The organism is Enterococcus sp. 4E1_DIV0656, from assembly GCF_002140695.1.
Lineage (GTDB): Bacteria > Bacillota > Bacilli > Lactobacillales > Enterococcaceae > Enterococcus_D > Enterococcus_D entomosocium.
On the sequence record NZ_NGLF01000001.1, the window covers coordinates 1,261,339 to 1,282,546 of the forward strand.

Annotated in this window: 34 protein-coding genes; 32 read left to right on the forward strand and 2 right to left on the reverse strand. The window is 42.4% G+C overall.

Going from position 1 to position 21,208, the window contains the following annotated elements; translation table 11 throughout:
- Nucleotides 1–44: 44 nt before the first annotated feature.
- The gene (gene fusA, locus A5882_RS05975; protein WP_005226900.1) at nucleotides 45–2,129 is read left to right on the forward strand and encodes an elongation factor G; all 2,085 of its coding nucleotides are present in this window, start codon (nucleotides 45–47) and stop codon (nucleotides 2,127–2,129) included.
- A 148-nt stretch (nucleotides 2,130–2,277) separates the two neighbouring features.
- On the forward strand, nucleotides 2,278–3,465 hold the full coding sequence (tuf, locus tag A5882_RS05980) for an elongation factor Tu (protein ID WP_005226902.1): 1,188 nt from the start codon (nucleotides 2,278–2,280) through the stop codon (nucleotides 3,463–3,465).
- A gap of 133 nt (nucleotides 3,466–3,598) precedes the next feature.
- Here tuf and A5882_RS05985 read toward each other — a convergent pair whose 3' ends face one another.
- Together A5882_RS05985 and A5882_RS05990 are read right to left on the reverse strand one after the other, a co-directional pair.
- Nucleotides 3,599–4,324, reverse strand: a complete 726-nt coding sequence (locus A5882_RS05985; protein ID WP_086298989.1) for a nitroreductase family protein — start codon at nucleotides 4,322–4,324, stop codon at nucleotides 3,599–3,601.
- The gene (locus A5882_RS05990; RefSeq protein ID WP_016611501.1) at nucleotides 4,308–5,753 is read right to left on the reverse strand and encodes a PLP-dependent aminotransferase family protein; all 1,446 of its coding nucleotides are present in this window, start codon (nucleotides 5,751–5,753) and stop codon (nucleotides 4,308–4,310) included. The genes A5882_RS05985 and A5882_RS05990 overlap by 17 nt, the downstream gene beginning before the upstream one ends.
- A 107-nt stretch (nucleotides 5,754–5,860) precedes the next feature.
- Here A5882_RS05990 and thiD point away from each other — a divergent pair, with 107 nt between their 5' ends.
- The 30 genes from thiD to rplQ all read left to right on the forward strand — a co-directional run bounded on the left by thiD (nucleotide 5,861) and on the right by rplQ (nucleotide 21,059).
- A complete protein-coding gene (thiD, locus tag A5882_RS05995; protein ID WP_086372535.1) occupies nucleotides 5,861–6,691 on the forward strand; it encodes a bifunctional hydroxymethylpyrimidine kinase/phosphomethylpyrimidine kinase in 831 nt (276 codons plus the stop codon).
- Between the two features lie 340 nt (nucleotides 6,692–7,031).
- Nucleotides 7,032–7,340 (forward strand): 30S ribosomal protein S10, encoded by a 309-nt coding sequence (gene rpsJ, locus A5882_RS06000; RefSeq protein WP_003127966.1) that lies wholly within the window; start codon nucleotides 7,032–7,034, stop codon nucleotides 7,338–7,340.
- 22 nt (nucleotides 7,341–7,362) lie between these two features.
- Entirely contained in the window at nucleotides 7,363–7,992 is a 630-nt protein-coding gene (gene rplC / locus A5882_RS06005) for a 50S ribosomal protein L3 (RefSeq protein ID WP_003127967.1), read from the forward strand.
- 29 nt (nucleotides 7,993–8,021) lie between these two features.
- A complete protein-coding gene (gene rplD, locus A5882_RS06010; protein WP_005226910.1) occupies nucleotides 8,022–8,645 on the forward strand; it encodes a 50S ribosomal protein L4 in 624 nt (207 codons plus the stop codon).
- Nucleotides 8,645–8,938, forward strand: a complete 294-nt coding sequence (locus A5882_RS06015; protein WP_005226911.1) for a 50S ribosomal protein L23 — start codon at nucleotides 8,645–8,647, stop codon at nucleotides 8,936–8,938. The genes rplD and A5882_RS06015 overlap by 1 nt, the downstream gene beginning before the upstream one ends.
- 39 nt (nucleotides 8,939–8,977) lie before the next feature.
- A complete protein-coding gene (gene rplB, locus A5882_RS06020) occupies nucleotides 8,978–9,811 on the forward strand; it encodes a 50S ribosomal protein L2 (protein ID WP_005226912.1) in 834 nt (277 codons plus the stop codon).
- 42 nt (nucleotides 9,812–9,853) lie between these two features.
- Nucleotides 9,854–10,132, forward strand: a complete 279-nt coding sequence (gene rpsS, locus A5882_RS06025; protein WP_005226914.1) for a 30S ribosomal protein S19 — start codon at nucleotides 9,854–9,856, stop codon at nucleotides 10,130–10,132.
- A 23-nt stretch (nucleotides 10,133–10,155) separates the two neighbouring features.
- On the forward strand, nucleotides 10,156–10,503 hold the full coding sequence (gene rplV / locus A5882_RS06030; protein ID WP_003127973.1) for a 50S ribosomal protein L22: 348 nt from the start codon (nucleotides 10,156–10,158) through the stop codon (nucleotides 10,501–10,503).
- A 13-nt stretch (nucleotides 10,504–10,516) separates the two neighbouring features.
- Complete coding sequence (rpsC, locus tag A5882_RS06035) at nucleotides 10,517–11,173, forward strand: 30S ribosomal protein S3 (RefSeq protein ID WP_005226916.1); 657 nt, start codon at nucleotides 10,517–10,519, stop codon at nucleotides 11,171–11,173.
- A gap of 2 nt (nucleotides 11,174–11,175) precedes the next feature.
- A complete protein-coding gene (rplP, locus tag A5882_RS06040; RefSeq protein WP_005226918.1) occupies nucleotides 11,176–11,610 on the forward strand; it encodes a 50S ribosomal protein L16 in 435 nt (144 codons plus the stop codon).
- Nucleotides 11,600–11,788, forward strand: coding sequence for a 50S ribosomal protein L29 (rpmC, locus tag A5882_RS06045; RefSeq protein ID WP_005232529.1), 189 nt, complete (start codon nucleotides 11,600–11,602; stop codon nucleotides 11,786–11,788). Before rplP ends, rpmC begins: the two co-directional genes overlap by 11 nt.
- Nucleotides 11,789–11,812: 24 nt before the next feature.
- On the forward strand, nucleotides 11,813–12,079 hold the full coding sequence (rpsQ, locus tag A5882_RS06050) for a 30S ribosomal protein S17 (RefSeq protein ID WP_005232528.1): 267 nt from the start codon (nucleotides 11,813–11,815) through the stop codon (nucleotides 12,077–12,079).
- A 60-nt stretch (nucleotides 12,080–12,139) separates the two neighbouring features.
- Entirely contained in the window at nucleotides 12,140–12,508 is a 369-nt protein-coding gene (rplN, locus tag A5882_RS06055) for a 50S ribosomal protein L14 (protein WP_003128006.1), read from the forward strand.
- Between the two features lie 35 nt (nucleotides 12,509–12,543).
- Entirely contained in the window at nucleotides 12,544–12,855 is a 312-nt protein-coding gene (gene rplX / locus A5882_RS06060; RefSeq protein WP_005232526.1) for a 50S ribosomal protein L24, read from the forward strand.
- 27 nt (nucleotides 12,856–12,882) lie between these two features.
- Complete coding sequence (gene rplE, locus A5882_RS06065; RefSeq protein WP_005227088.1) at nucleotides 12,883–13,422, forward strand: 50S ribosomal protein L5; 540 nt, start codon at nucleotides 12,883–12,885, stop codon at nucleotides 13,420–13,422.
- 18 nt (nucleotides 13,423–13,440) lie between these two features.
- Entirely contained in the window at nucleotides 13,441–13,626 is a 186-nt protein-coding gene (locus A5882_RS06070; protein ID WP_003128010.1) for a type Z 30S ribosomal protein S14, read from the forward strand.
- Between the two features lie 32 nt (nucleotides 13,627–13,658).
- Nucleotides 13,659–14,057: a 30S ribosomal protein S8 gene (gene rpsH / locus A5882_RS06075; protein WP_005227093.1), complete on the forward strand. Its 399-nt coding sequence runs from the start codon at nucleotides 13,659–13,661 to the stop codon at nucleotides 14,055–14,057.
- A gap of 31 nt (nucleotides 14,058–14,088) precedes the next feature.
- Nucleotides 14,089–14,625 (forward strand): 50S ribosomal protein L6, encoded by a 537-nt coding sequence (gene rplF, locus A5882_RS06080; RefSeq protein WP_005227095.1) that lies wholly within the window; start codon nucleotides 14,089–14,091, stop codon nucleotides 14,623–14,625.
- A gap of 57 nt (nucleotides 14,626–14,682) precedes the next feature.
- Complete coding sequence (rplR, locus tag A5882_RS06085) at nucleotides 14,683–15,039, forward strand: 50S ribosomal protein L18 (protein ID WP_005227097.1); 357 nt, start codon at nucleotides 14,683–14,685, stop codon at nucleotides 15,037–15,039.
- Between the two features lie 20 nt (nucleotides 15,040–15,059).
- On the forward strand, nucleotides 15,060–15,560 hold the full coding sequence (gene rpsE, locus A5882_RS06090; RefSeq protein WP_003128014.1) for a 30S ribosomal protein S5: 501 nt from the start codon (nucleotides 15,060–15,062) through the stop codon (nucleotides 15,558–15,560).
- A 13-nt stretch (nucleotides 15,561–15,573) separates the two neighbouring features.
- Nucleotides 15,574–15,753, forward strand: coding sequence for a 50S ribosomal protein L30 (gene rpmD / locus A5882_RS06095; RefSeq protein WP_003128015.1), 180 nt, complete (start codon nucleotides 15,574–15,576; stop codon nucleotides 15,751–15,753).
- Between the two features lie 40 nt (nucleotides 15,754–15,793).
- Nucleotides 15,794–16,234, forward strand: a complete 441-nt coding sequence (gene rplO / locus A5882_RS06100; RefSeq protein WP_003128016.1) for a 50S ribosomal protein L15 — start codon at nucleotides 15,794–15,796, stop codon at nucleotides 16,232–16,234.
- Complete coding sequence (secY, locus tag A5882_RS06105; RefSeq protein ID WP_005227099.1) at nucleotides 16,234–17,529, forward strand: preprotein translocase subunit SecY; 1,296 nt, start codon at nucleotides 16,234–16,236, stop codon at nucleotides 17,527–17,529. The genes rplO and secY overlap by 1 nt, the downstream gene beginning before the upstream one ends.
- A 60-nt stretch (nucleotides 17,530–17,589) precedes the next feature.
- Nucleotides 17,590–18,234 (forward strand): adenylate kinase, encoded by a 645-nt coding sequence (locus A5882_RS06110; protein ID WP_086298991.1) that lies wholly within the window; start codon nucleotides 17,590–17,592, stop codon nucleotides 18,232–18,234.
- Nucleotides 18,235–18,422: 188 nt separating this feature from the next.
- The gene (gene infA, locus A5882_RS06115) at nucleotides 18,423–18,641 is read left to right on the forward strand and encodes a translation initiation factor IF-1 (RefSeq protein WP_002288695.1); all 219 of its coding nucleotides are present in this window, start codon (nucleotides 18,423–18,425) and stop codon (nucleotides 18,639–18,641) included.
- 32 nt (nucleotides 18,642–18,673) lie between these two features.
- Entirely contained in the window at nucleotides 18,674–18,790 is a 117-nt protein-coding gene (gene rpmJ / locus A5882_RS06120) for a 50S ribosomal protein L36 (protein WP_002288710.1), read from the forward strand.
- Between the two features lie 17 nt (nucleotides 18,791–18,807).
- Entirely contained in the window at nucleotides 18,808–19,173 is a 366-nt protein-coding gene (gene rpsM / locus A5882_RS06125; RefSeq protein ID WP_005227102.1) for a 30S ribosomal protein S13, read from the forward strand.
- 27 nt (nucleotides 19,174–19,200) lie between these two features.
- Nucleotides 19,201–19,590, forward strand: coding sequence for a 30S ribosomal protein S11 (gene rpsK, locus A5882_RS06130; RefSeq protein WP_005227104.1), 390 nt, complete (start codon nucleotides 19,201–19,203; stop codon nucleotides 19,588–19,590).
- A 79-nt stretch (nucleotides 19,591–19,669) separates the two neighbouring features.
- A complete protein-coding gene (locus A5882_RS06135) occupies nucleotides 19,670–20,608 on the forward strand; it encodes a DNA-directed RNA polymerase subunit alpha (protein WP_008376367.1) in 939 nt (312 codons plus the stop codon).
- Nucleotides 20,609–20,678: 70 nt separating this feature from the next.
- Complete coding sequence (gene rplQ, locus A5882_RS06140; RefSeq protein WP_003128038.1) at nucleotides 20,679–21,059, forward strand: 50S ribosomal protein L17; 381 nt, start codon at nucleotides 20,679–20,681, stop codon at nucleotides 21,057–21,059.
- The last annotated feature ends 149 nt before the right edge of the window (nucleotides 21,060–21,208 follow it).

Below are 21,208 nucleotides of genomic sequence, written 5' to 3' on the forward strand. Positions count from 1 at the left end.
ACCTTAGCTTAAGTTAAGTAAGAATGAGAGGGGAACAACCTAGAATGGCAAGAGAATTTTCGCTAGAAAAAACTCGTAATATCGGGATCATGGCCCACGTTGACGCTGGTAAAACAACGACAACTGAACGTATCCTTTATTACACAGGTAAAATCCATAAAATTGGTGAAACACATGAAGGTGCTTCTCAAATGGACTGGATGGAACAAGAACAAGAACGTGGGATCACAATCACTTCTGCTGCGACAACTGCGCAATGGAAAGAAAACCGCGTAAATATCATCGACACACCAGGACACGTGGACTTCACAATCGAAGTGCAACGTTCATTGCGTGTACTTGATGGTGCTGTAACTGTGTTGGACTCACAATCAGGTGTAGAACCTCAAACAGAAACAGTTTGGCGTCAAGCGACAGATTACCGCGTACCACGTGTTGTATTCTGTAACAAAATGGACAAAATTGGTGCAGACTTCTTATACTCTGTATCAACTTTACATGATCGTTTACAAGCAAATGCTCACCCAATCCAATTACCAATTGGTGCGGAAGATGACTTTACTGGTATTATCGACTTAGTAAAAATGAAAGCTGAAATCTACACAAATGACTTAGGAACTGAAATCCAAGAGACTGAAATTCCTGAAGAATATGTAGAATTAGCTGAAGAATGGCGCGAAAAATTAATCGAAGCTGTTGCTGATACTGATGAAGAACTAATGATGAAATTCTTGGAAGGTGAAGAAATCACTGAAGAAGAATTGAAAGCTGGTATTCGTCAAGCAACATTGACTGTTGACTTTTTCCCTGTTCTTTGTGGATCTGCCTTTAAAAACAAAGGGGTTCAATTGATGTTGGATGCAGTCATCGACTACTTGCCTTCACCACTTGATGTTCCTGCGATTAAAGGGATCAATCCTAAAACAGACGAAGAAACTGATCGTCCGGCTGACGATGAAGCACCATTTGCTTCATTAGCGTTTAAAGTAATGACTGACCCATTCGTAGGTCGTTTGACATTCTTCCGTGTGTATTCAGGTATCTTGAACTCTGGATCATACGTATTGAATGCTTCAAAAGGCAAACGCGAACGTATCGGTCGTATCCTACAAATGCACGCCAACACACGTGCTGAAATCCAAACAGTATACTCAGGCGATATCGCCGCTGCTGTTGGTTTGAAAGACACAACAACTGGGGATACACTATGTGATGAAAAATCACCAGTAATCCTTGAATCAATCGAATTCCCAGAACCAGTTATCGAAGTCGCTGTTGAGCCTAAATCAAAAGCTGACCAAGATAAAATGGGGGTTGCTTTACAAAAACTTGCTGAAGAAGATCCATCATTCCGTGTGGAAACAAACGCTGAAACAGGCGAAACTGTTATCGCTGGTATGGGAGAACTTCACTTGGACGTCTTAGTTGACCGTATGCGTCGCGAATTTAAAGTTGAAGCAAACGTAGGTGCGCCTCAAGTTTCTTATCGTGAAACATTCCGTGCAGCAACACAAGCGGAAGGTAAATTTGTACGTCAGTCTGGTGGTAAAGGTCAATACGGTCACGTATGGGTCGAATTTACACCAAACGAAGAAGGTAAAGGCTTCGAATTCGAAAACGCGATTGTCGGTGGTGTGGTTCCTCGTGAATACATCCCAGCAGTTGAAAAAGGACTTGAAGACTCAATGGCGAACGGTGTCTTAGCCGGTTACCCATTAGTAGACATCAAAGCAAAACTTTATGATGGTTCATACCATGATGTCGATTCAAGTGAAACTGCCTTCCGTGTTGCAGCTTCTATGGCTTTACGTGCTGCAGCGAAGAAAGCAAACCCAGTAATTCTTGAACCAATGATGAAAGTAGTTATCACTGTACCAGAAGATTACTTAGGTGATGTTATGGGTCACGTAACTGCTCGTCGTGGACGCGTAGAAGGAATGGAAGCACACGGTAACTCACAAATCGTGAACGCAATCGTGCCATTAGCTGAAATGTTCGGTTACGCAACAACACTTCGTTCATCAACACAAGGTCGCGGTACGTTCATGATGACATTTGATCACTATGAAGATGTACCTAAATCTGTTCAAGAAGAAATCATCAAGAAAAACGGCGGCAAAGCTGAATAATTGATGGAAGTATAGGAAATTAAGTAAAAAGCTATATTTTTTTCTGAGTTTCGTGTACAATATTATCGATGATAAGGGATGGGGAGCTGCGGCTCCCTACCTATCAAATATAAAAAATAAACTGCATTTTTAGGAGGAACATTTTAAAATGGCAAAAGAAAAATTTGACCGTTCTAAACCCCACGTAAACATTGGTACGATCGGACACGTTGACCATGGTAAAACTACACTTACAGCTGCTATCACAACTGTATTATCTAAAAAAGGTTTGGCTCAAGCTTCAGCTTACGACCAAATCGATGGCGCTCCAGAAGAACGCGAACGCGGAATCACTATCTCAACTGCTCACGTTGAGTACGAAACTGAAGCACGTCACTATGCTCACGTTGACTGCCCAGGACACGCGGACTACGTTAAAAACATGATCACTGGTGCTGCTCAAATGGACGGCGCGATCTTAGTAGTATCTGCTGCTGATGGTCCTATGCCTCAAACACGTGAACACATCTTGTTATCACGTAACGTTGGTGTACCATACATCGTTGTTTTCTTAAACAAAATGGATATGGTTGATGACGAAGAATTACTAGAATTAGTTGAAATGGAAGTTCGTGACTTATTGTCAGAATATGACTTCCCAGGCGACGATGTTCCTGTAATCGCTGGTTCTGCTTTGAAAGCTCTTGAAGGCGATGCTTCATACGAAGAAAAAATCATGGAATTAATGGCTGCAGTTGACGAATACGTTCCAACTCCAGAACGTGACACTGACAAACCATTCATGATGCCAGTCGAAGACGTATTCTCAATCACTGGACGTGGTACTGTTGCTACAGGCCGTGTTGAACGTGGACAAGTTCGCGTTGGTGACGAAGTTGAAATCGTTGGTATTGCTGAAGAAACTGCTAAAACAACTGTAACTGGTGTTGAAATGTTCCGTAAATTGTTAGACTATGCTGAAGCAGGGGATAACATTGGTGCATTGCTACGTGGGGTTGCTCGTGAAGACATCCAACGTGGACAAGTATTAGCTAAAGCTGGTACAATCACACCTCATACAAAATTTAAAGCTGAAGTTTACGTTTTAACAAAAGAAGAAGGTGGACGTCACACTCCATTCTTCACTAACTACCGTCCTCAGTTCTACTTCCGTACAACTGACGTAACTGGTGTTGTTGAATTACCAGAAGGAACTGAAATGGTTATGCCTGGTGATAACGTAACAATCGACGTTGAATTGATCCACCCAATCGCTATCGAAGACGGAACTCGTTTCTCAATTCGTGAAGGCGGACGTACTGTTGGTTCAGGCGTTGTAACTTCAATCCAAGCTTAATTTGATTGATCGAAGAGCAAAAGCGTACGCGCTTTTGCTCTTTTTTTTTGACTCGTAGAACCAAAAAAGAGCCGCCATCTCTAGCGTTGACGAATCCACTGCGGTTCATCGAAGCTAAAGAGAGCGGTGCTTTTTATTTTATTAGTTTTTGCTTCTTCAAGAAGGCGTCAAATCCTTGGTCAGGGCGATTGCTGTAAAACCCAGCAAATTTTTCTGACCATGGTTTGGTCTCGCGAGCTTCTCCAAAATCAGTCATTGTTTGATCGTAGGCTTCGATCGCCTCATAAGAATAGTCGTGATAATGGTTGTAATGAATGACCGCTTCTTCTGGCAAGCGAGGCTTGACCTTCATTTCTACGATTGGTTTACCGATGCTCAAGCCAGCCACAGGGTAGACATATTCCGGTAAGTGCAACAATTCAGCGATTTTGGCGCTGTCTTTGCGGACACTGCCGGAAATGACGGTACCTAAGCCCAGCGATTCAGCAGCGATCGCACCAGATTGTAAAGCAATGCTGGCATCAGTGGTGGCGATCAATAATGGCTGATAGCCCTCATCGATTGGATAGGGGGTCTGTTTTTTCTCAGCAACTTTTTTGGTTCGGTTTAAATCTGCGAGAAACAGCAGAAAGAGCGAACTTGCTGCGATATGAGGATTGCCGGGATTCCATTCGACCATTTGTTGGCGGATCTGCGGGTCGTCGATCACCAGGATCGAATAGGCTTGCCCATTCATCCAGCTTGGTGCTTGACGAGCGGCAGTCAAAATCGCGGTTACTTGTTCTTGGCTCAAGCGGTAGTCAGGGTCAAATTGTCGGTAAGTGCGATGATTGTGCAAAAGCTCAATGGTTTCGTTCATAGGTTTGCTCCTTTAACTGTTGGGTGATTTTTGTGAATCGTTCTTGAAATCGTGGTAAATCATCTTTGGCTAAGCGGGTATAGTTCAAACGCAAGCCATTCGTATCGTTACTGAAAAGAAACGCAGGTGCTACTAAGCAATCGTTCGCCAAAAAGAGCGACCAATCTTTGCGAGTCAATGTGCGGTGACGCCAAGTCAACCACAGGTAAAGACCGCCTTTCGTCGGCTGCCATTGCCAGTCCTCCTGAAATGCCTGCAAGAGTTGGAGTAGGTCTTGCTGGCGCTGGGCCATTTCTGTAAGCAGTGTCCGCTGCTGCTGGTGGTAATCAGAGGAGCGTAAGGCGATGTTGGCAAGGACTTGCGGGAAAATCGTGGTATCGATCGCCATCCGTTTTTTCGCTTGGGCAAATTGGTCGGCTAACGCTTCTGGCACCAAAAGCCAGCCGATTTTGATTGATGACCCAAGTAATTTTGAAAGCGAGCCTAAATAAATGACGGTTTCGGGAGCCATGGATTTTAGCTTGGGCGGTACTTCATCAAAAGCCAACTCGCTAAAAACATCGTCTTCTATGATCGGTACTTGGTAGGTCTGGCAAAGGCGGATGATCGCTTGGCGCCGATGCTCGCTCATGGTGTGGCCAGTTGGGTTTTGGAAGGTGGGATTCAGATAGACGAATTTGATCTTCTTTTCCTTCAACACTTTTTCCAATGCCGCAGGCCGCATCCCTTCACTATCCTGCTTGATCCCAATCAGCTGGACATTCATCGTGGAAAACAAGGGGAGAGAGAACAAGAAAGAAGGGTCCTCTGTCGCAATACAATCCCCCGCATGCAATAAGACTTGCATCAGCAAGGTGATTCCTTGCGTCGAACCGGCAGTAATTACTAGTTTTTGACCGCTGATGGGCAAATTGAAGGAATCAGCAAGGTGCTGCAATAAGATTTCTTGCAAAGGCTCATAACCAGTCGGTAATACTTTGGTGCTTTCTTTGCGGATCTCTTCCCATGTAAAGGCGGGAAACGTGAAGTCGGGAATCAGATCGGTAGGTAGATCACCTGTGTACAGATCCAGCACATCCTTCTCGGTGCGCAAGTGCTGAATCTGTTGAACGTAAGGGTCTTGCTGCAAGTAAGGGCTGCTTAAAGACGAGCGCAAATAAGAAAGCGGTGTTTGTCGGTTCCCCCAACGACCTTCCAATACGCGAGAGCCGCTGCCTTGTTTTCGTTCGATCCATCCTAAGCTTTTCAATTCATCTAACGCTTTGACGACGGTGGAACGGTTGACGTCAAAAGTCTGAGCAAGGCTGCGCTCTGGTGGTAAACGATCCCCAGGCCCATAGGTTCCCGCTTGGATCTCTTCGATAAAATGGGTCACGATCTGCTGGTAAATCGGTTGTTTCTTTTGTTTGTCGATACTTGATGAAGCCATCCTGCACCACCTTTTTCAATTGGATGGTTTAAAAATAAGCCAAATGGCTCTTTTCGTCAAGGGGAAGATTGACTATACTTAGCAAAAAGCACAAGGAGATGAGGAAGATGGAAAAAGTAATATCAATTGCCGGGTCTGATTCAACCGGAGGTGCCGGTATCGAAGCAGATTTAAAAACGTTTCAGGAGTATGGTGTCTTTGGTTTTGCCACGATTGCTTCGATCGTCACGATGGATCCACAAGCGGGTTGGAGCCATGAAGTAACAGCAATGGAACCAGCGCTTGTTGAAAAGCAATTGATCTCCGCCTTTGCAGGTGATCCGATGGATGCCCTTAAAACGGGGATGTTAGGCAATGAAGACAATATTGTGCAAGCAGCGAAGATGATTCAACAACAGCAAGTCAAAAATGTGGTGATCGATCCCGTCATTGCTTGCAAAGGGACCGCAGAAATCTTACAGCCAAAAAGTGTCGATGCCATCATCACGCATTTGTTGCCTTTAGCAGATGTTGTCACCCCTAATTTAGTAGAAGCGGGGATTCTTTCAGGTTTGGGTGATTTGACGAGTGTGGAAGCCATGAAGCAAGCTGCTGAAAAAATCCATCAATTAGGTGCTAAATACGTCGTGATCAAAGGCGGTCATCGCTTGCCAGGAGCAAAAGCCATCGACCTTGTTTATGATGGAGAATCCTTCCTCCTGTTGGAAAGTGACAAAATCGCTACCGATTTTAATCACGGAGCAGGCTGCACCTTTTCAGCAGCGATCGCTGCTGGTCTTGCAAAAGGCAAACCCGTCGTGGAAAGTATTCGCTTAGCAAAAGCCTTTGTCACAGCAGCAATCAAAGAAGGCGTGGTCATCAATCCCTATGTGGGCCATGTGTGGCATGGTGCCTATACCCACGCCCAAGGACGTATGAATGAGGAAGCGCCGCAATAGCAGGTTTGCTTCTATATAAATAGGAATTGAAGAAGCGCTTAAAAGAAGCGGGCAACGCTTCTTTTTTTGTGTTTCGAAAACAAAAGAAAATTTTCTGAAAGAAATGCAAAAGAATCCCGGTTTTTCCATAAAAAAAGCTTGCAATCAATGTTTATCCGTAATATAATCATAAAGGTGCTGTTTACGTAAATACGTAAGTCACACTGGCAGCAAAGAAATTTTCTGCCGGCTACGAAACGAGAGGTTGCGACACGCCCGGACGCTTTGCCATGGACGAGCGTGACGGAAAATTTTCGTGGAGCTATGTCTACTTTTCAAAATAGGCGAAGGAGGGAAAACAATGGCAAAACAAAAAATTCGTATCCGTTTAAAAGCGTATGAACATCGTATTTTAGATCAATCAGCGGATAAAATCGTAGAAACTGCAAAGAGAACTGGAGCTGGCGTATCTGGTCCAATTCCATTACCAACTGAACGCAGCTTGTACACGATCATCCGTGCGACGCACAAATACAAAGATTCACGCGAACAATTCGAAATGCGTACACACAAACGTCTAATCGACATTGTGAATCCAACACCAAAAACTGTTGATGCTTTAATGAAGCTAGACTTGCCAAGCGGTGTTAATATCGAAATCAAACTATAATAATTAAGATGGAGGTGTAATCATGACCAAAGGAATCTTAGGGAAAAAAGTGGGAATGACTCAAATCTTCACTGAATCTGGCGAATTGATTCCAGTAACTGTAGTAGAAGCTACACCAAACGTAGTGCTACAAGTGAAAACAATCGAAAATGACGGCTACGAAGCAATTCAAGTCGGCTACCAAGATATGCGTGAAGTTTTGTCTAACAAACCTGCGAAAGGTCATGTTGCAAAAGCAAACACGGCTCCTAAGCGCTTCATTCGCGAATTCAAGAATGTAGAGCTAGAGGGCTTAGAAGTAGGATCAGAAATCAAAGTTGATATTTTTGAAGCAGGAGACATCATCGATGTAACCGGCACTTCGAAAGGTAAAGGATTCCAAGGCGTTATCAAACGTCACGGACAAAGCCGCGGACCAATGGCTCACGGTTCTCGTTACCACCGTCGTCCTGGATCAATGGGTCCAGTTGCACCTAACCGTGTATTTAAAAACAAACGTCTTGCTGGACGTATGGGCGGAAATCGCATCACGATCCAAAACTTGGAAATCGTACGCGTAGACGCAGAACGCAACGTTATCTTGATCAAAGGTAATGTACCTGGCGCGAAAAAATCATTGATTACAATCAAATCAGCTGTGAAAGCTAAATAAGTAGATAGGAAGAAAGGAGGAACTAAGGAATGCCGAATGTAGCATTATTCAAACAAGATGGAAGCCAAAATGGCGAAATTACATTGAACGAAGAAATCTTCGGAATCGAACCAAATGAATCAGTTGTCTATGATGCAATCATCATGCAACGCGCTTCATTAAGACAAGGAACACACGCTGTGAAAAACCGCAGTGCCGTTCGTGGCGGTGGCCGTAAACCATGGCGCCAAAAAGGAACTGGACGTGCCCGTCAAGGTTCAATCCGTTCACCACAATGGCGTGGAGGTGGCGTAGTCTTCGGACCAACACCACGTTCATACAGCTACAAACTTCCTAAAAAAGTTCGTCGCTTAGCAATGAAATCTGTATTGTCAGAAAAAGTTGCTTCAAATAACTTGGTAGCAGTAGAAGGATTAAGCTTTGATGCTCCAAAAACAAAAGAATTCAAACAAGTTTTAGCTAACTTGACAATTGACTCTAAAGTATTGGTAGTTTTAGAATCTGAAAACGACTTTGCCGCTTTATCTGCGCGCAACTTGCCAAAAGTTTCTGTAGTTACTGCTGATAACATTAGTGTGCTAGACATCGTTTCTAACGACAAAATGTTAGTGACACAAACTGCTCTTACTCAGATCGAGGAGGTGCTTGCATAATGAACTTACTAGACGTTATTAAACGCCCAGTGATCACTGAAAAATCAATGCTTGCCATGGATGACAAGAAATACACTTTTGAAGTGGACACAAAAGCTAACAAAACTTTAGTAAAACAAGCTGTAGAAGCTGCCTTTGACGGAGTGAAAGTGGCAAACGTGAACATCATCAACGTTCGTCCTAAATTCAAACGCATGGGTAAATATGCAGGATATACAAAAAAACGTCGCAAAGCTGTTGTGACTTTAACTGAAGATTCTAAAGAAATCCAAATTTTCGAAGCTGCTGAATAAGCAACTCACGCATAAATTTTACATGGGAGGGAAAAAGACGTGGCGATTAAAAAGTACAAACCTACCACGAACGGCCGTCGTAATATGACAAGTTCTGATTTCGCTGAAATCACAACTTCAACACCAGAAAAAACATTGTTAGCTCCTTTGAAAAACAATGCTGGTCGTAACAACAACGGACGTATCACGGTTCGTCATCAAGGTGGCGGTCACAAACGTCAATACCGTTTGATCGATTTCAAACGTAACAAAGACAACGTCGTTGCTACGGTTAAAACGATTGAATATGATCCAAACCGTTCTGCTAACATTGCGTTAGTACATTACGAGGATGGAGTAAAAGCATACATCTTAGCACCTAAAGGATTAGAAGTTGGCATGACTGTCGTTTCTGGTCCAGATGCAGATATTAAAGTAGGGAATGCATTACCACTAGAAAACATTCCAGTCGGTACTGTTATCCACAACATCGAAATGAAACCTGGTAAAGGTGGACAATTGATTCGTTCAGCTGGAACAAGTGCTCAAGTACTTGGTAAAGAAGGCAAATACGTATTGATTCGCTTGAACTCTGGTGAAGTACGGATGATCTTAGCATCATGTCGTGCAACAATCGGTTCTGTTGGTAATGAACAACACGAATTGATCAACATCGGTAAAGCCGGTCGTTCTCGTTGGATGCGCAAACGCCCAACTGTACGTGGTAGCGTAATGAACCCTAATGATCACCCACACGGTGGTGGTGAAGGTAAAGCACCAATCGGACGTAAAGCACCAGTTTCTCCTTGGGGACAACCAGCACTTGGCTACAAAACACGTAACAAAAAAGCAAAATCAGACAAACTTATCGTTCGTCGTCGTAAAACTAAGTAATATACTTGACCGTGTGTCGCACATTTTGAGAGGAGGTACACCATGGGTCGTAGTTTGAAAAAAGGACCTTTTGTCGATGACCATTTGATGAAAAAGGTCGAAGCACAAGAAGGCGCTGAAAAGAAAAAAGTGATCAAAACTTGGTCACGTCGTTCTACAATTTTCCCTAATTTTATCGGATTTACAATTGCTGTGTATGATGGACGGAAACATGTACCAGTTTACATCCAAGAAGACATGGTAGGACACAAATTAGGTGAATTTGCACCAACAAGAACTTATCGCGGACATGCTGCCGATGATAAGAAAACAAGACGCTAATTTTGAGGGGAGGATATCCAAAAATGGCAGAACAAATCACATCAGCGAAAGCAACTGCTAAAACAGTCCGCGTTTCTCCTCGTAAATCTCGTCTAGTTATTGACTTAATCAGAGGGAAAAGCGTTGCTGAAGCAATCGCGATCTTAAAGTTCACACCAAATAAAGCAGCTGGAATCATCGAGAAAGTCTTGATGTCAGCTATTGCCAATGCAGAAAATAATTTTGACTTAGATGTTGAAAACTTGATTGTTTCTGAAGCATTCGTAAACGAAGGACCAACGATGAAACGTTTCCGTCCACGTGCGAAAGGTTCAGCTTCACCGATCAACAAACGTACAAGTCATATTACTGTAGTCGTATCAGAAAAATAAGGAGGGACAATCAGTGGGTCAAAAAGTACATCCAATTGGAATGCGTGTAGGCATCATCCGTGACTGGGATGCTAAATGGTATGCTGAAAAAGAGTATGCTGAATTTCTACATGAAGATTTGAAAATCCGTAAATTTATCGCATCTAAACTTGCTGATGCCGCTGTGTCTACAGTTGAGATCGAGCGTGCAGCAAACCGCGTGAATATTTCAATCCACACAGCTAAACCAGGTATGGTTATCGGTAAAGGCGGATCTGAAGTCGAAAACCTAAGAAAAGAATTAAATAGCCTAACTGGCAAACGAGTTCACATCAACATCGTTGAAATCAAAAAACCAGATTTAGATGCTAAATTAGTAGGCGAAGGAATCGCACGTCAATTAGAAAACCGTGTTGCTTTCCGTCGTGCTCAAAAACAAGCGATCCAACGCACAATGCGTTCTGGCGCTAAAGGAATCAAAACACAAGTTTCTGGCCGTCTAAATGGTGCGGATATCGCTCGTTCAGAAGGTTACTCAGAAGGAACAGTTCCACTTCATACATTACGTGCGGACATTGATTACGCATGGGAAGAAGCAGATACAACATACGGAAAACTAGGAGTTAAAGTGTGGATTTATCGTGGAGAAGTTCTTCCAACTAAAAAGAACACTGAGAAAGGAGGGAAATAAACATGTTAGTACCTAAACGTGTAAAACACCGTCGTGAGTTCCGCGGAAAAATGCGTGGCGAAGCGAAAGGCGGAAAAGAAGTAGCATTCGGTGAATACGGCTTACAAGCTGTTGAATCACACTGGATCACAAACCGTCAAATCGAAGCTGCCCGTATCGCAATGACTCGTTATATGAAACGTGGCGGGAAAGTATGGATCAAAATTTTCCCTCACAAATCTTATACTGCCAAAGCTATCGGGGTACGTATGGGTTCTGGTAAAGGGGCTCCTGAAGGATGGGTATCACCAGTTAAACGTGGTAAAATCATGTTTGAAATTGCCGGTGTACCTGAAGAAGTTGCGCGCGAAGCGCTACGTCTTGCTTCTCACAAATTACCAGTGAAAACGAAGATCGTAAAACGTGAGGAAATGGGTGGTGAATCGAATGAAGGTTAAAGAAATCAGAGAATTAACCACTGCCGAAATGCTAGATCAAGAAAAACAATTGAAAGAAGAATTGTTCAATCTTAGATTCCAATTAGCAACAGGTCAATTAGAAAACACTGCACGTATCAAAGAAGTACGTAAATCGATTGCACGCATTAAAACAGTATTGCGTGAACAAGTTAAGTAATAGTGGAAGGAGGCCATTTAGCGTATGACTGAAGAAAGAAATCAACGCAAAGTTTACCAAGGTCGCGTGGTATCAGACAAAATGGATAAAACTATCTCTGTTGTCGTTGAAACAAAGAAAAACCACCCTATCTACGGCAAACGTCTGAACTATTCTAAGAAATACAAAGCACACGATGAAAACAACGAAGCAAAAGTTGGCGATATCGTGAAAATTATGGAAACTCGTCCATTATCAGCTACGAAACGTTTCCGTCTAGTAGAGATTGTTGAAAAGGCAGTGATTATCTAATCACACGAGATTTTCCTATATAGATTGTGAATTGCAAAATCTGAAAGGAGGATACACATCGTGATCCAAGCAGAAAGCCGATTAAGAGTGGCGGACAACTCAGGTGCCCGTGAAATTCTAACGATCAAAGTCCTTGGCGGATCTGGTCGTAAAACTGCCAATATTGGTGACGTGATTGTTGCTACGGTTAAACAAGCAACGCCAGGTGGGGTTGTCAAAAAAGGTGACGTCGTTAAAGCCGTTATCGTTCGTACTAAATCAGGAGCTCGTCGTACAGACGGTTCATACATCAAATTCGATGAAAATGCTGCGGTTATTATCCGTGACGATAAGAGCCCTCGTGGAACTCGTATCTTTGGCCCAGTTGCCCGCGAATTGCGTGAAGGCAACTTTATGAAGATCGTTTCCCTAGCACCAGAAGTATTGTAATAGTGATTCTTATCTAAAGGAGGTGCGAAACAAACATGTTTGTTAAAAAAGGCGATAAAGTTAAAGTTATCACTGGTAAAGACAAAAACAAAGAAGGCGTTGTGCTAGCAGCGTTTCCTAAAAATGACAAAGTCGTTGTTGAAGGTGTCAATGTTGTCAAAAAACACCAAAAACCTTCTCAAACTGCTCCTCAAGGCGGAATCGTTGAAATGGAAGCACCAATTCATGTTTCTAACGTGATGGTGGTTGATCCATCGAACGGTGAAGCTACGCGTGTCGGTTACAAAGAAGTTGACGGCAAAAAAGTCCGCGTTTCTAAGAAAACCGGAGAAGTTCTTGATAAATAATCTGATGAAGGAAGGAGGGGCTAACAGATGAACCGCCTTAAAGAAAAATATTCAAAAGAAGTTGTCCCATCATTAATGGACAAATTTAACTACAGCTCAATCATGGAAGCACCAAAAGTTGATAAAATCGTTATCAACATGGGTGTCGGTGACGCTGTTTCTAATGCTAAAAACTTAGACAAAGCTGTTGAAGAATTACAATTGATCTCAGGTCAAAAACCATTGATCACAAAAGCGAAAAAATCTATCGCAGGATTCCGTTTACGTGAAGGAATGCCAATCGGTGCGAAAGTAACTCTACGCGGCGAAAGAATGTATGAATTCTTAGATAAACTAGTAAGTGTGTCATTGCCACGTGTCCGTGACTTCCACGGTGTGAGCAAAAAAGCGTTCGACGGACGCGGAAACTACACTTTAGGTATCAAAGAACAATTGATTTTCCCTGAAGTAGATTATGATTTGATCGACAAAGTACGTGGTATGGATATCGTGATTGTAACAACAGCAAACACAGATGAAGAATCTCGTGAATTGTTGACACAATTAGGCATGCCATTCCAAAAATAAAAAAAGGAGGCGAACTACGTGGCTAAAAAATCAATGATTGCTAAAAACAAACGCCCTGCTAAATTCTCAACGCAAGAATATACTCGTTGTGAACGTTGCGGACGTCCACATTCAGTTTATCGTAAATTTCATCTTTGCCGTATTTGCTTCCGCGAACTTGCCTATAAAGGACAAATTCCCGGCGTGAAGAAAGCTAGCTGGTAAACTATACTCGCATAAAGGAGGTAAATTATCCCATGGTCATGACAGATCCAATTGCAGATTTTCTAACGCGCGTGCGTAACGCAAACATGGTTAAACACGAAAGCCTAGAAGTACCTGCTTCAAAAATCAAACGTGATATCGCTGAAATCTTGAAACGTGAAGGTTTCGTCCGCGATGTTGAATACATTGAAGATGACAAACAAGGCGTGATCCGCGTATTTCTTAAATACGGTAAAAACGGTGAACGTGTTATCACAAACTTAAAACGTATCTCTAAACCAGGCTTGCGTGCTTATGTCAAAGCTGACGAAGTACCAAAAGTATTGAATGGTCTAGGAATCGCGATTATCTCAACTTCTGACGGTGTAATCACTGACAAAGAAGCTAGAGCAAAAAATGTTGGCGGCGAAGTAGTCGCTTATGTATGGTAATTTAAAATATTCCACAAGGAGGTGCCTCTAAGTGAGTCGTATCGGTAATAAGATCGTCGTTCTTCCTGCTGGTGTTGAAATCAAGCAAAACGGAAACGACATTACAGTTAAAGGACCTAAAGGTGAATTAACACGTACTTTCTCTTCTGATATCACAATGAATATCGAAGGAAACGAAGTAACATTCACTCGTCCAAATGATAGTAAAGAAATGAAAACTATCCACGGAACTACCCGTGCAAACTTCAACAACATGGTTGTTGGTGTTTCTGAAGGTTTCCAAAAAGCGTTAGAATTAATCGGGGTTGGGTACCGTGCTCAATTACAAGGAAAAAAACTTGTATTGAACGTTGGTTACTCTCATCCAGTTGAAATCGAAGCGCCAGCTGGAATCGAAATCGAAGTTCCTTCAAACACTTCTGTGATCGTTAAAGGATCAGATAAAGAAGTCGTTGGCGAATTGGCTGCCAATATCCGTGGCGTTCGTCCTCCAGAACCTTACAAAGGCAAAGGAATTCGTTATGTTGGCGAATTTGTACGCCGTAAAGAAGGTAAAACTGGTAAATAGTCGTAATTCTTTACGACTAGCAGCTTAGGCTAGCAAAATTAAAAGAGGTGACAAATTGTGATTACAAAACCAGATAAAAACAAGACACGTCAGAAAAGACATCGTCGTGTACGTAACAAAATCTCTGGTACTGCTGAGTGCCCACGCTTAAACGTGTTCCGTTCGAACAAAAACATCTACGCACAAGTAATTGATGACGTAGCGGGTGTGACGCTAGCAAGTGCCTCTGCCTTAGACAAAGAAGTTTCAGGTGCAACAAAAACTGAACAAGCACAAGCTGTCGGTAAATTAGTCGCAGAACGTGCAGCAGCAAAAGGTATTAAAGTAGTAGTCTTTGACCGTGGTGGATACCTTTACCATGGCCGTGTAGCAGCTTTAGCTGAAGCAGCTCGCGAAAATGGACTGGAATTTTAAGAGAAGGAGGAACACCATTCATGGTTTATATTGATCCAAAACATTTGGAATTAGAAGACCGCGTTGTTGCGATCAACCGTGTAACTAAAGTTGTTAAAGGTGGACGTCGTCTACGTTTTGCTGCATTAGTTGTTGTCGGTGACAAAAACGGACACGTAGGTTTCGGTACTGGTAAAGCGCAAGAAGTACCAGAAGCAATCCGTAAAGCAATCGAAGACGCGAAGAAAAACTTGGTGGAAGTACCAATGGTTGGTTCTACAATCCCTCACGAAGTTATCGGTGTATTCGGCGGCGGACGCATCCTTATGAAACCTGCTGTAGAAGGTTCTGGGGTAGCTGCTGGTGGACCAGTTCGTGCCGTATTGGAATTAGCTGGGGTAGCTGATATCACATCTAAATCTTTAGGTTCTAACACACCAATCAACGTTGTTCGCGCAACAGTTGAAGGTTTAAAACAATTAAAACGCGCTGAAGAAGTGGCAGCACTTCGCGGCAAATCAGTAGAAGAATTAATCGGTTAAGGAGGACACTATAATGGCTGAATTGAAAATTACTTTAAAACGCAGTATTATCGGACGTCCCCAAAACCAACGTGATACTGTAAAAGCGTTAGGTCTTACAAAGTTGAATTCAACAGTTGTAAAACCTGCTAATGATGCAATCAAAGGCATGGTTAACACTGTTTCTCACTTAGTGGACGTTGAAGAGGTCTAAGGATCAGCAGATCTAGTTTGATTAAGGAGGTGCCAAACCTATGAAACTTCATGAATTAAAACCATCAGAAGGCTCACGCCAAGTACGTAACCGTGTCGGACGAGGAACTTCATCTGGTAACGGTAAAACAGCTGGACGTGGACAAAAAGGTCAAAAAGCTCGTTCAGGCGGCGGAGTACGTCTAGGATTCGAAGGTGGACAAACACCATTGTTCCGTCGTTTACCAAAACGTGGCTTTACAAATGTGAACCGCAAAGAATATGCAGTCATCAATCTTGATGTCTTGAACCGCTTTGAAGACGGTGCTGAAGTAACACCTGTTGCTTTACACGAAGCTGGAATCGTCAAAGACGAAAAAGCTGGAATCAAAGTATTAGCTAACGGAGAATTAACGAAGAAATTGACTGTGAAAGCAGCTAAATTCTCAAAAGCAGCTGAAGAAGCAATCGTTGCTGCTGGTGGATCAATCGAGGTGATCTAATGATCAGACTATTGAAGGATGCCTTTAAGGTTAAGGATATTAGATCCAGAATATTGTTCACCGTCTTAATCTTGTTTGTCTTTCGTCTGGGAACACATATTACTGTGCCAGGCGTAGACGCAAGTCGCCTAAATACCATCGCGGATCTACCATTTTTAAACATGTTGAATTTGGTAAGTGGTGGCGCCATGCAACAATTTTCGATTTTCTCGATGGGGGTTTCGCCTTACATCACTGCCTCAATTGTCATTCAGTTGTTGCAGATGGATATCGTCCCTAAATTTGTTGAATGGTCGAAACAAGGTGAAGTGGGTCGTAAGAAATTAAATCAGGCAACACGTTACTTGACGTTGGTATTAGGCTTTGTCCAATCCATGACATTAACGGCTGGATTTAACTATTACACTCAACTCGGGTTTGTAAACAATCCTAATATGGCAACCTATATCGTGATCGGACTGATTTTAACAGCCGGAACGATGTTAGTCACTTGGTTAGGAGAGCAGATCACCGAGCGTGGTATCGGAAACGGTGTGTCAATGATCATCTTTGCGGGGATCATTTCACGCTTACCAGCAAGCATCAAAGAATTGATTGAAGATTACTTCATTAACGTGGATCAATCGGATATCTGGCTAAATGCTATCTTTATGGCGCTGCTTGTGATCGCTGTGTTGATCGTCATTACTTTAGTAACGTATGTTCAACAGGCAGAACGCAAGATTCCGATCCAATATACAAAACGGGTAGCAGGAGCGCCTACCAGCAGTTACCTTCCTTTGAAAGTAAATGCTGCCGGGGTTATCCCAGTTATCTTTGCCAGTTCTTTTATTACAACACCAAATGCGATCATTCAAGCATTAGGTAGTTCATATAGAGGAGAAACTTGGTACGAAGTGGTGCAAACGATCTTTAGTTACAACACTGTACCGGGTGCGATCATCTACACTGTCTTGATTGTTGCGTTTACCTTCTTCTACGCATTTGTTCAAGTGAACCCTGAGAAATTAGCGGAAAACTTGCAAAAACAAGGAAGTTACATTCCGAGTGTGCGTCCTGGTAAAGGAACAGAAGAATATGTATCGCGTTTGTTGATGCGATTAAGCACGGTGGGATCGATCTTTTTAGGATTGGTTGCTTTACTTCCAATCATCGCTCAGATGGCTTGGAATTTACCGCAATCGATCGGACTAGGTGGAACGAGTCTATTGATCATTATCGGTGTGGCACTTGATACTGCCAAGCAGTTAGAAGGGCTTATGCTGAAACGGAAATATACTGGTTTCATCAATTAAAGTTATTGAAGTGTTGAGGATTTCCTCAACACTATTCAAAAACTTACAGGAGGAATTAGAATGAACTTCATTTTAATGGGATTACCTGGTGCTGGAAAAGGTACTCAGGCAGAACGTATCGTTGCTGAATACGGTCTTCCTCATATTTCAACAGGCGATATGTTTCGGGCTGCGATGGCGAACGAAACAGAACTAGGCCTTAAAGCAAAATCATACATGGATCAAGGCGCATTAGTTCCTGATGAGGTTACAAATGGGATCGTTAAAGAACGTTTAGCTGAACCTGATACCGAGAAAGGTTTCTTATTAGATGGTTTTCCTCGTACTTTGGATCAAGCAAAAGCGTTAGATGAGATGCTAGCTGACCTTAACAAAAAACTTGATGCCGTTATTGATATTCATGTTCCTGAAGAAGTTCTTGTAGAACGTTTAGCCGGCCGCTTCATGTGCCGCAATTGTGGGGCAACTTATCATAAATTGTTCAATCCTCCCAAAGAGGAAGGAACATGTGATCGTTGTGGAAGTCATGACTTCTACCAGCGTGAAGATGATAAGCCTGAGACGGTCAAAAATCGTCTAGCTGTCAATATCAAAAGCAGTGAACCAATTTTGACTTATTACAAAGACAAAGGGTTATTGCAATCGATTGATGGGGATCGCGACATCGACGCTGTATTCAAAGATGTTCAAAAGATCATTGACTAATCATAGATTGCCCGAGTCCAACTTGCAGCTTAAAACTTTCTCTTGAAATCTTTGACAGGATATGATAGAATATGTCAGTCCGACTTCTACTTTTTATTAAGTAGGAGCATAGTTTGAGAATATCAGGTGGGAACCGAGTTTCCGCCATTTTATCGTGTGAAAATCACAAGTACAAGGAGGTACTGTGCGTGGCAAAAGAAGATATGATTGAAGTCGAAGGTACAGTCGTCGAAACTTTGCCGAATGCAATGTTTAAAGTAGAATTGGAAAACGGACACCAAGTTCTAGCGACCGTTTCTGGTAAGATCCGGATGCACTACATTCGTATTTTACCTGGAGACAAAGTAACGGTGGAATTATCCCCGTATGATCTGAACCGTGGCCGCATTACTTATCGCTTTAAATAATTGTACTCCGTAAAACCACAGGAGGTATTATCATGAAAGTAAGACCATCAGTAAAACCAATGTGCGAACATTGTAAAGTAATTCGTCGTAAAGGACGCGTTATGGTGATTTGCCCAGCAAATCCAAAACATAAACAACGTCAAGGATAATCGGAGGTGTAACAAATATGGCTCGTATTGCAGGAGTAGATATTCCTCGTGATAAACGTGTGGTCGTTTCACTTACTTATATCTATGGTATTGGTAACACGACTGCAAAACAAATTTTAGCTGACGCTGGCGTGTCTGAAGAAGTTCGTGTTCGTGATTTAACGAATGAACAAACAGATGCTATCCGTGCAGAAGTTGATAAATTAAAAGTTGAAGGTGACCTTCGTCGTGAAGTGAACTTAAACATCAAACGATTGATGGAAATCGGTTCTTACCGTGGGATCCGTCATCGCCGTGGATTGCCAGTTCGTGGACAAAACACGAAAAACAATGCACGTACTCGTAAAGGCCCGTCTAAAACAGTCGCAGGCAAGAAAAAATAATTCCTAAGTGAAGGAGGTTAAAACTTCATGGCAGCAAAAAAAGTGAGTCGTAAACGCCGTGTGAAAAAGAATATTGAAGCGGGTATTGCACATATTCACTCAACATTCAATAATACAATCGTAATGATCACTGATACTCATGGTAATGCATTAGCATGGTCATCAGCTGGTTCATTAGGTTTCAAAGGAAGCAAAAAATCTACTCCTTTTGCCGCTCAAATGGCAGCAGAAACAGCTACCAAAGCAGCAATGGAACACGGATTAAGAACTGTTGAAGTAACAGTTAAAGGACCTGGTTCTGGACGTGAAGCAGCAATTCGTTCATTACAAGCAGCAGGTTTGGAAGTGAGTGCGATCCGTGACGTGACTCCAGTCCCTCATAATGGATGCCGCCCTCCAAAACGCCGTCGTGTTTAATGAGTGCTGCTCATTTTGAGTGTAACAAATACGTCATTGAACAAGACACTTTTCGTTTTGAAAGGGGTAATAGATAAGAATGATTGAATTCGAAAAACCAAGAATCGCAAAGATTGATGAAGACAAAGATTATGGCAAGTTCATCGTGGAACCTCTTGAAAGAGGCTACGGAACTACACTAGGAAATTCCCTACGTCGTATTTTATTATCTTCTTTACCTGGTGCGGCAATCACCAATATTCAAATCGATGGAGTTTTACACGAATTCTCAACTGTTAAGGGTGTTCGGGAAGACGTTGCTCAAATCATCTTGAATATTAAAGGTCTTGCATTGAAAATGTACGGGGATGAAGAAAAGACCCTTGAAATTGATATTTCAGGACCTGCTACAGTAACTGCTGGCGATATCATCGTTGATAGTGATGTAGAAATCCTTAACAAAGATATGTATATCTGTACCGTTTCTGAAGGTGCTACGTTCCATGCTCGCTTAACAGTGAAACCTGGCCGCGGCTACGTTCAAGCGGACGAAAACAAAAAAGAAGACATGCCAATCGGCGTTCTTCCAGTCGATTCAATCTATACACCAGTACGTCGTGTCAACTATCAAGTAGAAAACACACGTGTCGGTCGTCGAGATGATTTCGACAAATTAACGATGGAAATATGGACTGATGGCTCAATCGAACCATTGGAAGCAATGAGTTTGTCTGCGAAAATCATGACTGAACATTTAGACATCTTTGTTAACCTAACTGATGAAGCGAAAAACGCTGAAATCATGGTTGAAAAAGAAGAAACACAAAAAGAAAAAATGTTGGAAATGACGATCGAAGAATTAGACTTATCTGTTCGTTCATACAACTGTCTAAAACGTGCAGGAATCAATACTGTACAAGAATTGACAAACAAATCTGAACCAGAAATGATCAAAGTAAGAAACTTAGGCCGTAAATCTCTTGAAGAGGTCAAAGTGAAATTACATGATTTAGGTTTAGGACTACGTAAAGACGATTAAACCGTTTTCGATTACGTTAGTTCGGTTCGTCTGACCGATACAACATTCGAAAGTGAAGGAGGGAAACCACGTGAGTTATCGTAAACTAGGACGCACATCTAGCCAACGTAAAGCGATGTTGCGTGATTTGACAACTGATTTATTCATTAACGAACGTATCGTTACGACTGAAGCTCGTGCGAAAGAAGTTCGTTCAACTGCAGAAAAAATGATCACTTTAGGTAAACGTGGTGATTTGCATGCACGTCGTCAAGCAGCAGCATTCGTTCGTAATGAAGTTGCAAGTGTACGTGAAGAAAACGAAGAAGTAGTTATTGAATCAGCATTACAAAAATTATTCAATGATATCGCTCCTCGTTACACAGATCGCCAAGGTGGATATACTCGTATCTTGAAAACAGAACCAAGACGCGGAGATGCTGCACCAATGGTTATCCTAGAACTTGTTTAAAATCACACTTATCATCACTTTATAGATGTTTACTAAGAGTGTTATGATGTTGGAAGAAACTTTCCGAGTCTAGCTCAGCGCCTACACCTCGATGTATTTCGAGGTGTACGCACTCATCATAAAGTGCTTTTTTTTTACTTTCGATTACC

Excerpts from the sequence above, each read along its gene's own strand:
- rplD (WP_005226910.1), top strand. The coding sequence starts at position 8,022 with ATGCCGAATGTAGCATTATTCAAACAAGATGGAAGCCAAAATGGCGAA.
- rpsE (WP_003128014.1), top strand. The coding sequence starts at position 15,060 with ATGGTTTATATTGATCCAAAACATTTGGAATTAGAAGACCGCGTTGTT.
- A5882_RS05985 (WP_086298989.1), bottom strand. The coding sequence starts at position 4,324 with ATGAACGAAACCATTGAGCTTTTGCACAATCATCGCACTTACCGACAA.
- rpmJ (WP_002288710.1), top strand. The coding sequence starts at position 18,674 with ATGAAAGTAAGACCATCAGTAAAACCAATGTGCGAACATTGTAAAGTA.
- rplV (WP_003127973.1), top strand. The coding sequence starts at position 10,156 with ATGGCAGAACAAATCACATCAGCGAAAGCAACTGCTAAAACAGTCCGC.
- tuf (WP_005226902.1), top strand. The coding sequence starts at position 2,278 with ATGGCAAAAGAAAAATTTGACCGTTCTAAACCCCACGTAAACATTGGT.
- rplE (WP_005227088.1), top strand. The coding sequence starts at position 12,883 with ATGAACCGCCTTAAAGAAAAATATTCAAAAGAAGTTGTCCCATCATTA.
- rpsM (WP_005227102.1), top strand. The coding sequence starts at position 18,808 with ATGGCTCGTATTGCAGGAGTAGATATTCCTCGTGATAAACGTGTGGTC.
- rpsJ (WP_003127966.1), top strand. The coding sequence starts at position 7,032 with ATGGCAAAACAAAAAATTCGTATCCGTTTAAAAGCGTATGAACATCGT.
- rpmD (WP_003128015.1), top strand. The coding sequence starts at position 15,574 with ATGGCTGAATTGAAAATTACTTTAAAACGCAGTATTATCGGACGTCCC.
- rpsK (WP_005227104.1), top strand. The coding sequence starts at position 19,201 with ATGGCAGCAAAAAAAGTGAGTCGTAAACGCCGTGTGAAAAAGAATATT.
- secY (WP_005227099.1), top strand. The coding sequence starts at position 16,234 with ATGATCAGACTATTGAAGGATGCCTTTAAGGTTAAGGATATTAGATCC.
- rplX (WP_005232526.1), top strand. The coding sequence starts at position 12,544 with ATGTTTGTTAAAAAAGGCGATAAAGTTAAAGTTATCACTGGTAAAGAC.
- A5882_RS06110 (WP_086298991.1), top strand. The coding sequence starts at position 17,590 with ATGAACTTCATTTTAATGGGATTACCTGGTGCTGGAAAAGGTACTCAG.
- rplO (WP_003128016.1), top strand. The coding sequence starts at position 15,794 with ATGAAACTTCATGAATTAAAACCATCAGAAGGCTCACGCCAAGTACGT.
- thiD (WP_086372535.1), top strand. The coding sequence starts at position 5,861 with ATGGAAAAAGTAATATCAATTGCCGGGTCTGATTCAACCGGAGGTGCC.
- A5882_RS06135 (WP_008376367.1), top strand. The coding sequence starts at position 19,670 with ATGATTGAATTCGAAAAACCAAGAATCGCAAAGATTGATGAAGACAAA.
- rplC (WP_003127967.1), top strand. The coding sequence starts at position 7,363 with ATGACCAAAGGAATCTTAGGGAAAAAAGTGGGAATGACTCAAATCTTC.
- A5882_RS06015 (WP_005226911.1), top strand. The coding sequence starts at position 8,645 with ATGAACTTACTAGACGTTATTAAACGCCCAGTGATCACTGAAAAATCA.
- fusA (WP_005226900.1), top strand. The coding sequence starts at position 45 with ATGGCAAGAGAATTTTCGCTAGAAAAAACTCGTAATATCGGGATCATG.
- rpsH (WP_005227093.1), top strand. The coding sequence starts at position 13,659 with ATGGTCATGACAGATCCAATTGCAGATTTTCTAACGCGCGTGCGTAAC.
- rpsQ (WP_005232528.1), top strand. The coding sequence starts at position 11,813 with ATGACTGAAGAAAGAAATCAACGCAAAGTTTACCAAGGTCGCGTGGTA.
- rpmC (WP_005232529.1), top strand. The coding sequence starts at position 11,600 with ATGAAGGTTAAAGAAATCAGAGAATTAACCACTGCCGAAATGCTAGAT.
- rplP (WP_005226918.1), top strand. The coding sequence starts at position 11,176 with ATGTTAGTACCTAAACGTGTAAAACACCGTCGTGAGTTCCGCGGAAAA.
- A5882_RS05990 (WP_016611501.1), bottom strand. The coding sequence starts at position 5,753 with ATGGCTTCATCAAGTATCGACAAACAAAAGAAACAACCGATTTACCAG.
- rpsS (WP_005226914.1), top strand. The coding sequence starts at position 9,854 with ATGGGTCGTAGTTTGAAAAAAGGACCTTTTGTCGATGACCATTTGATG.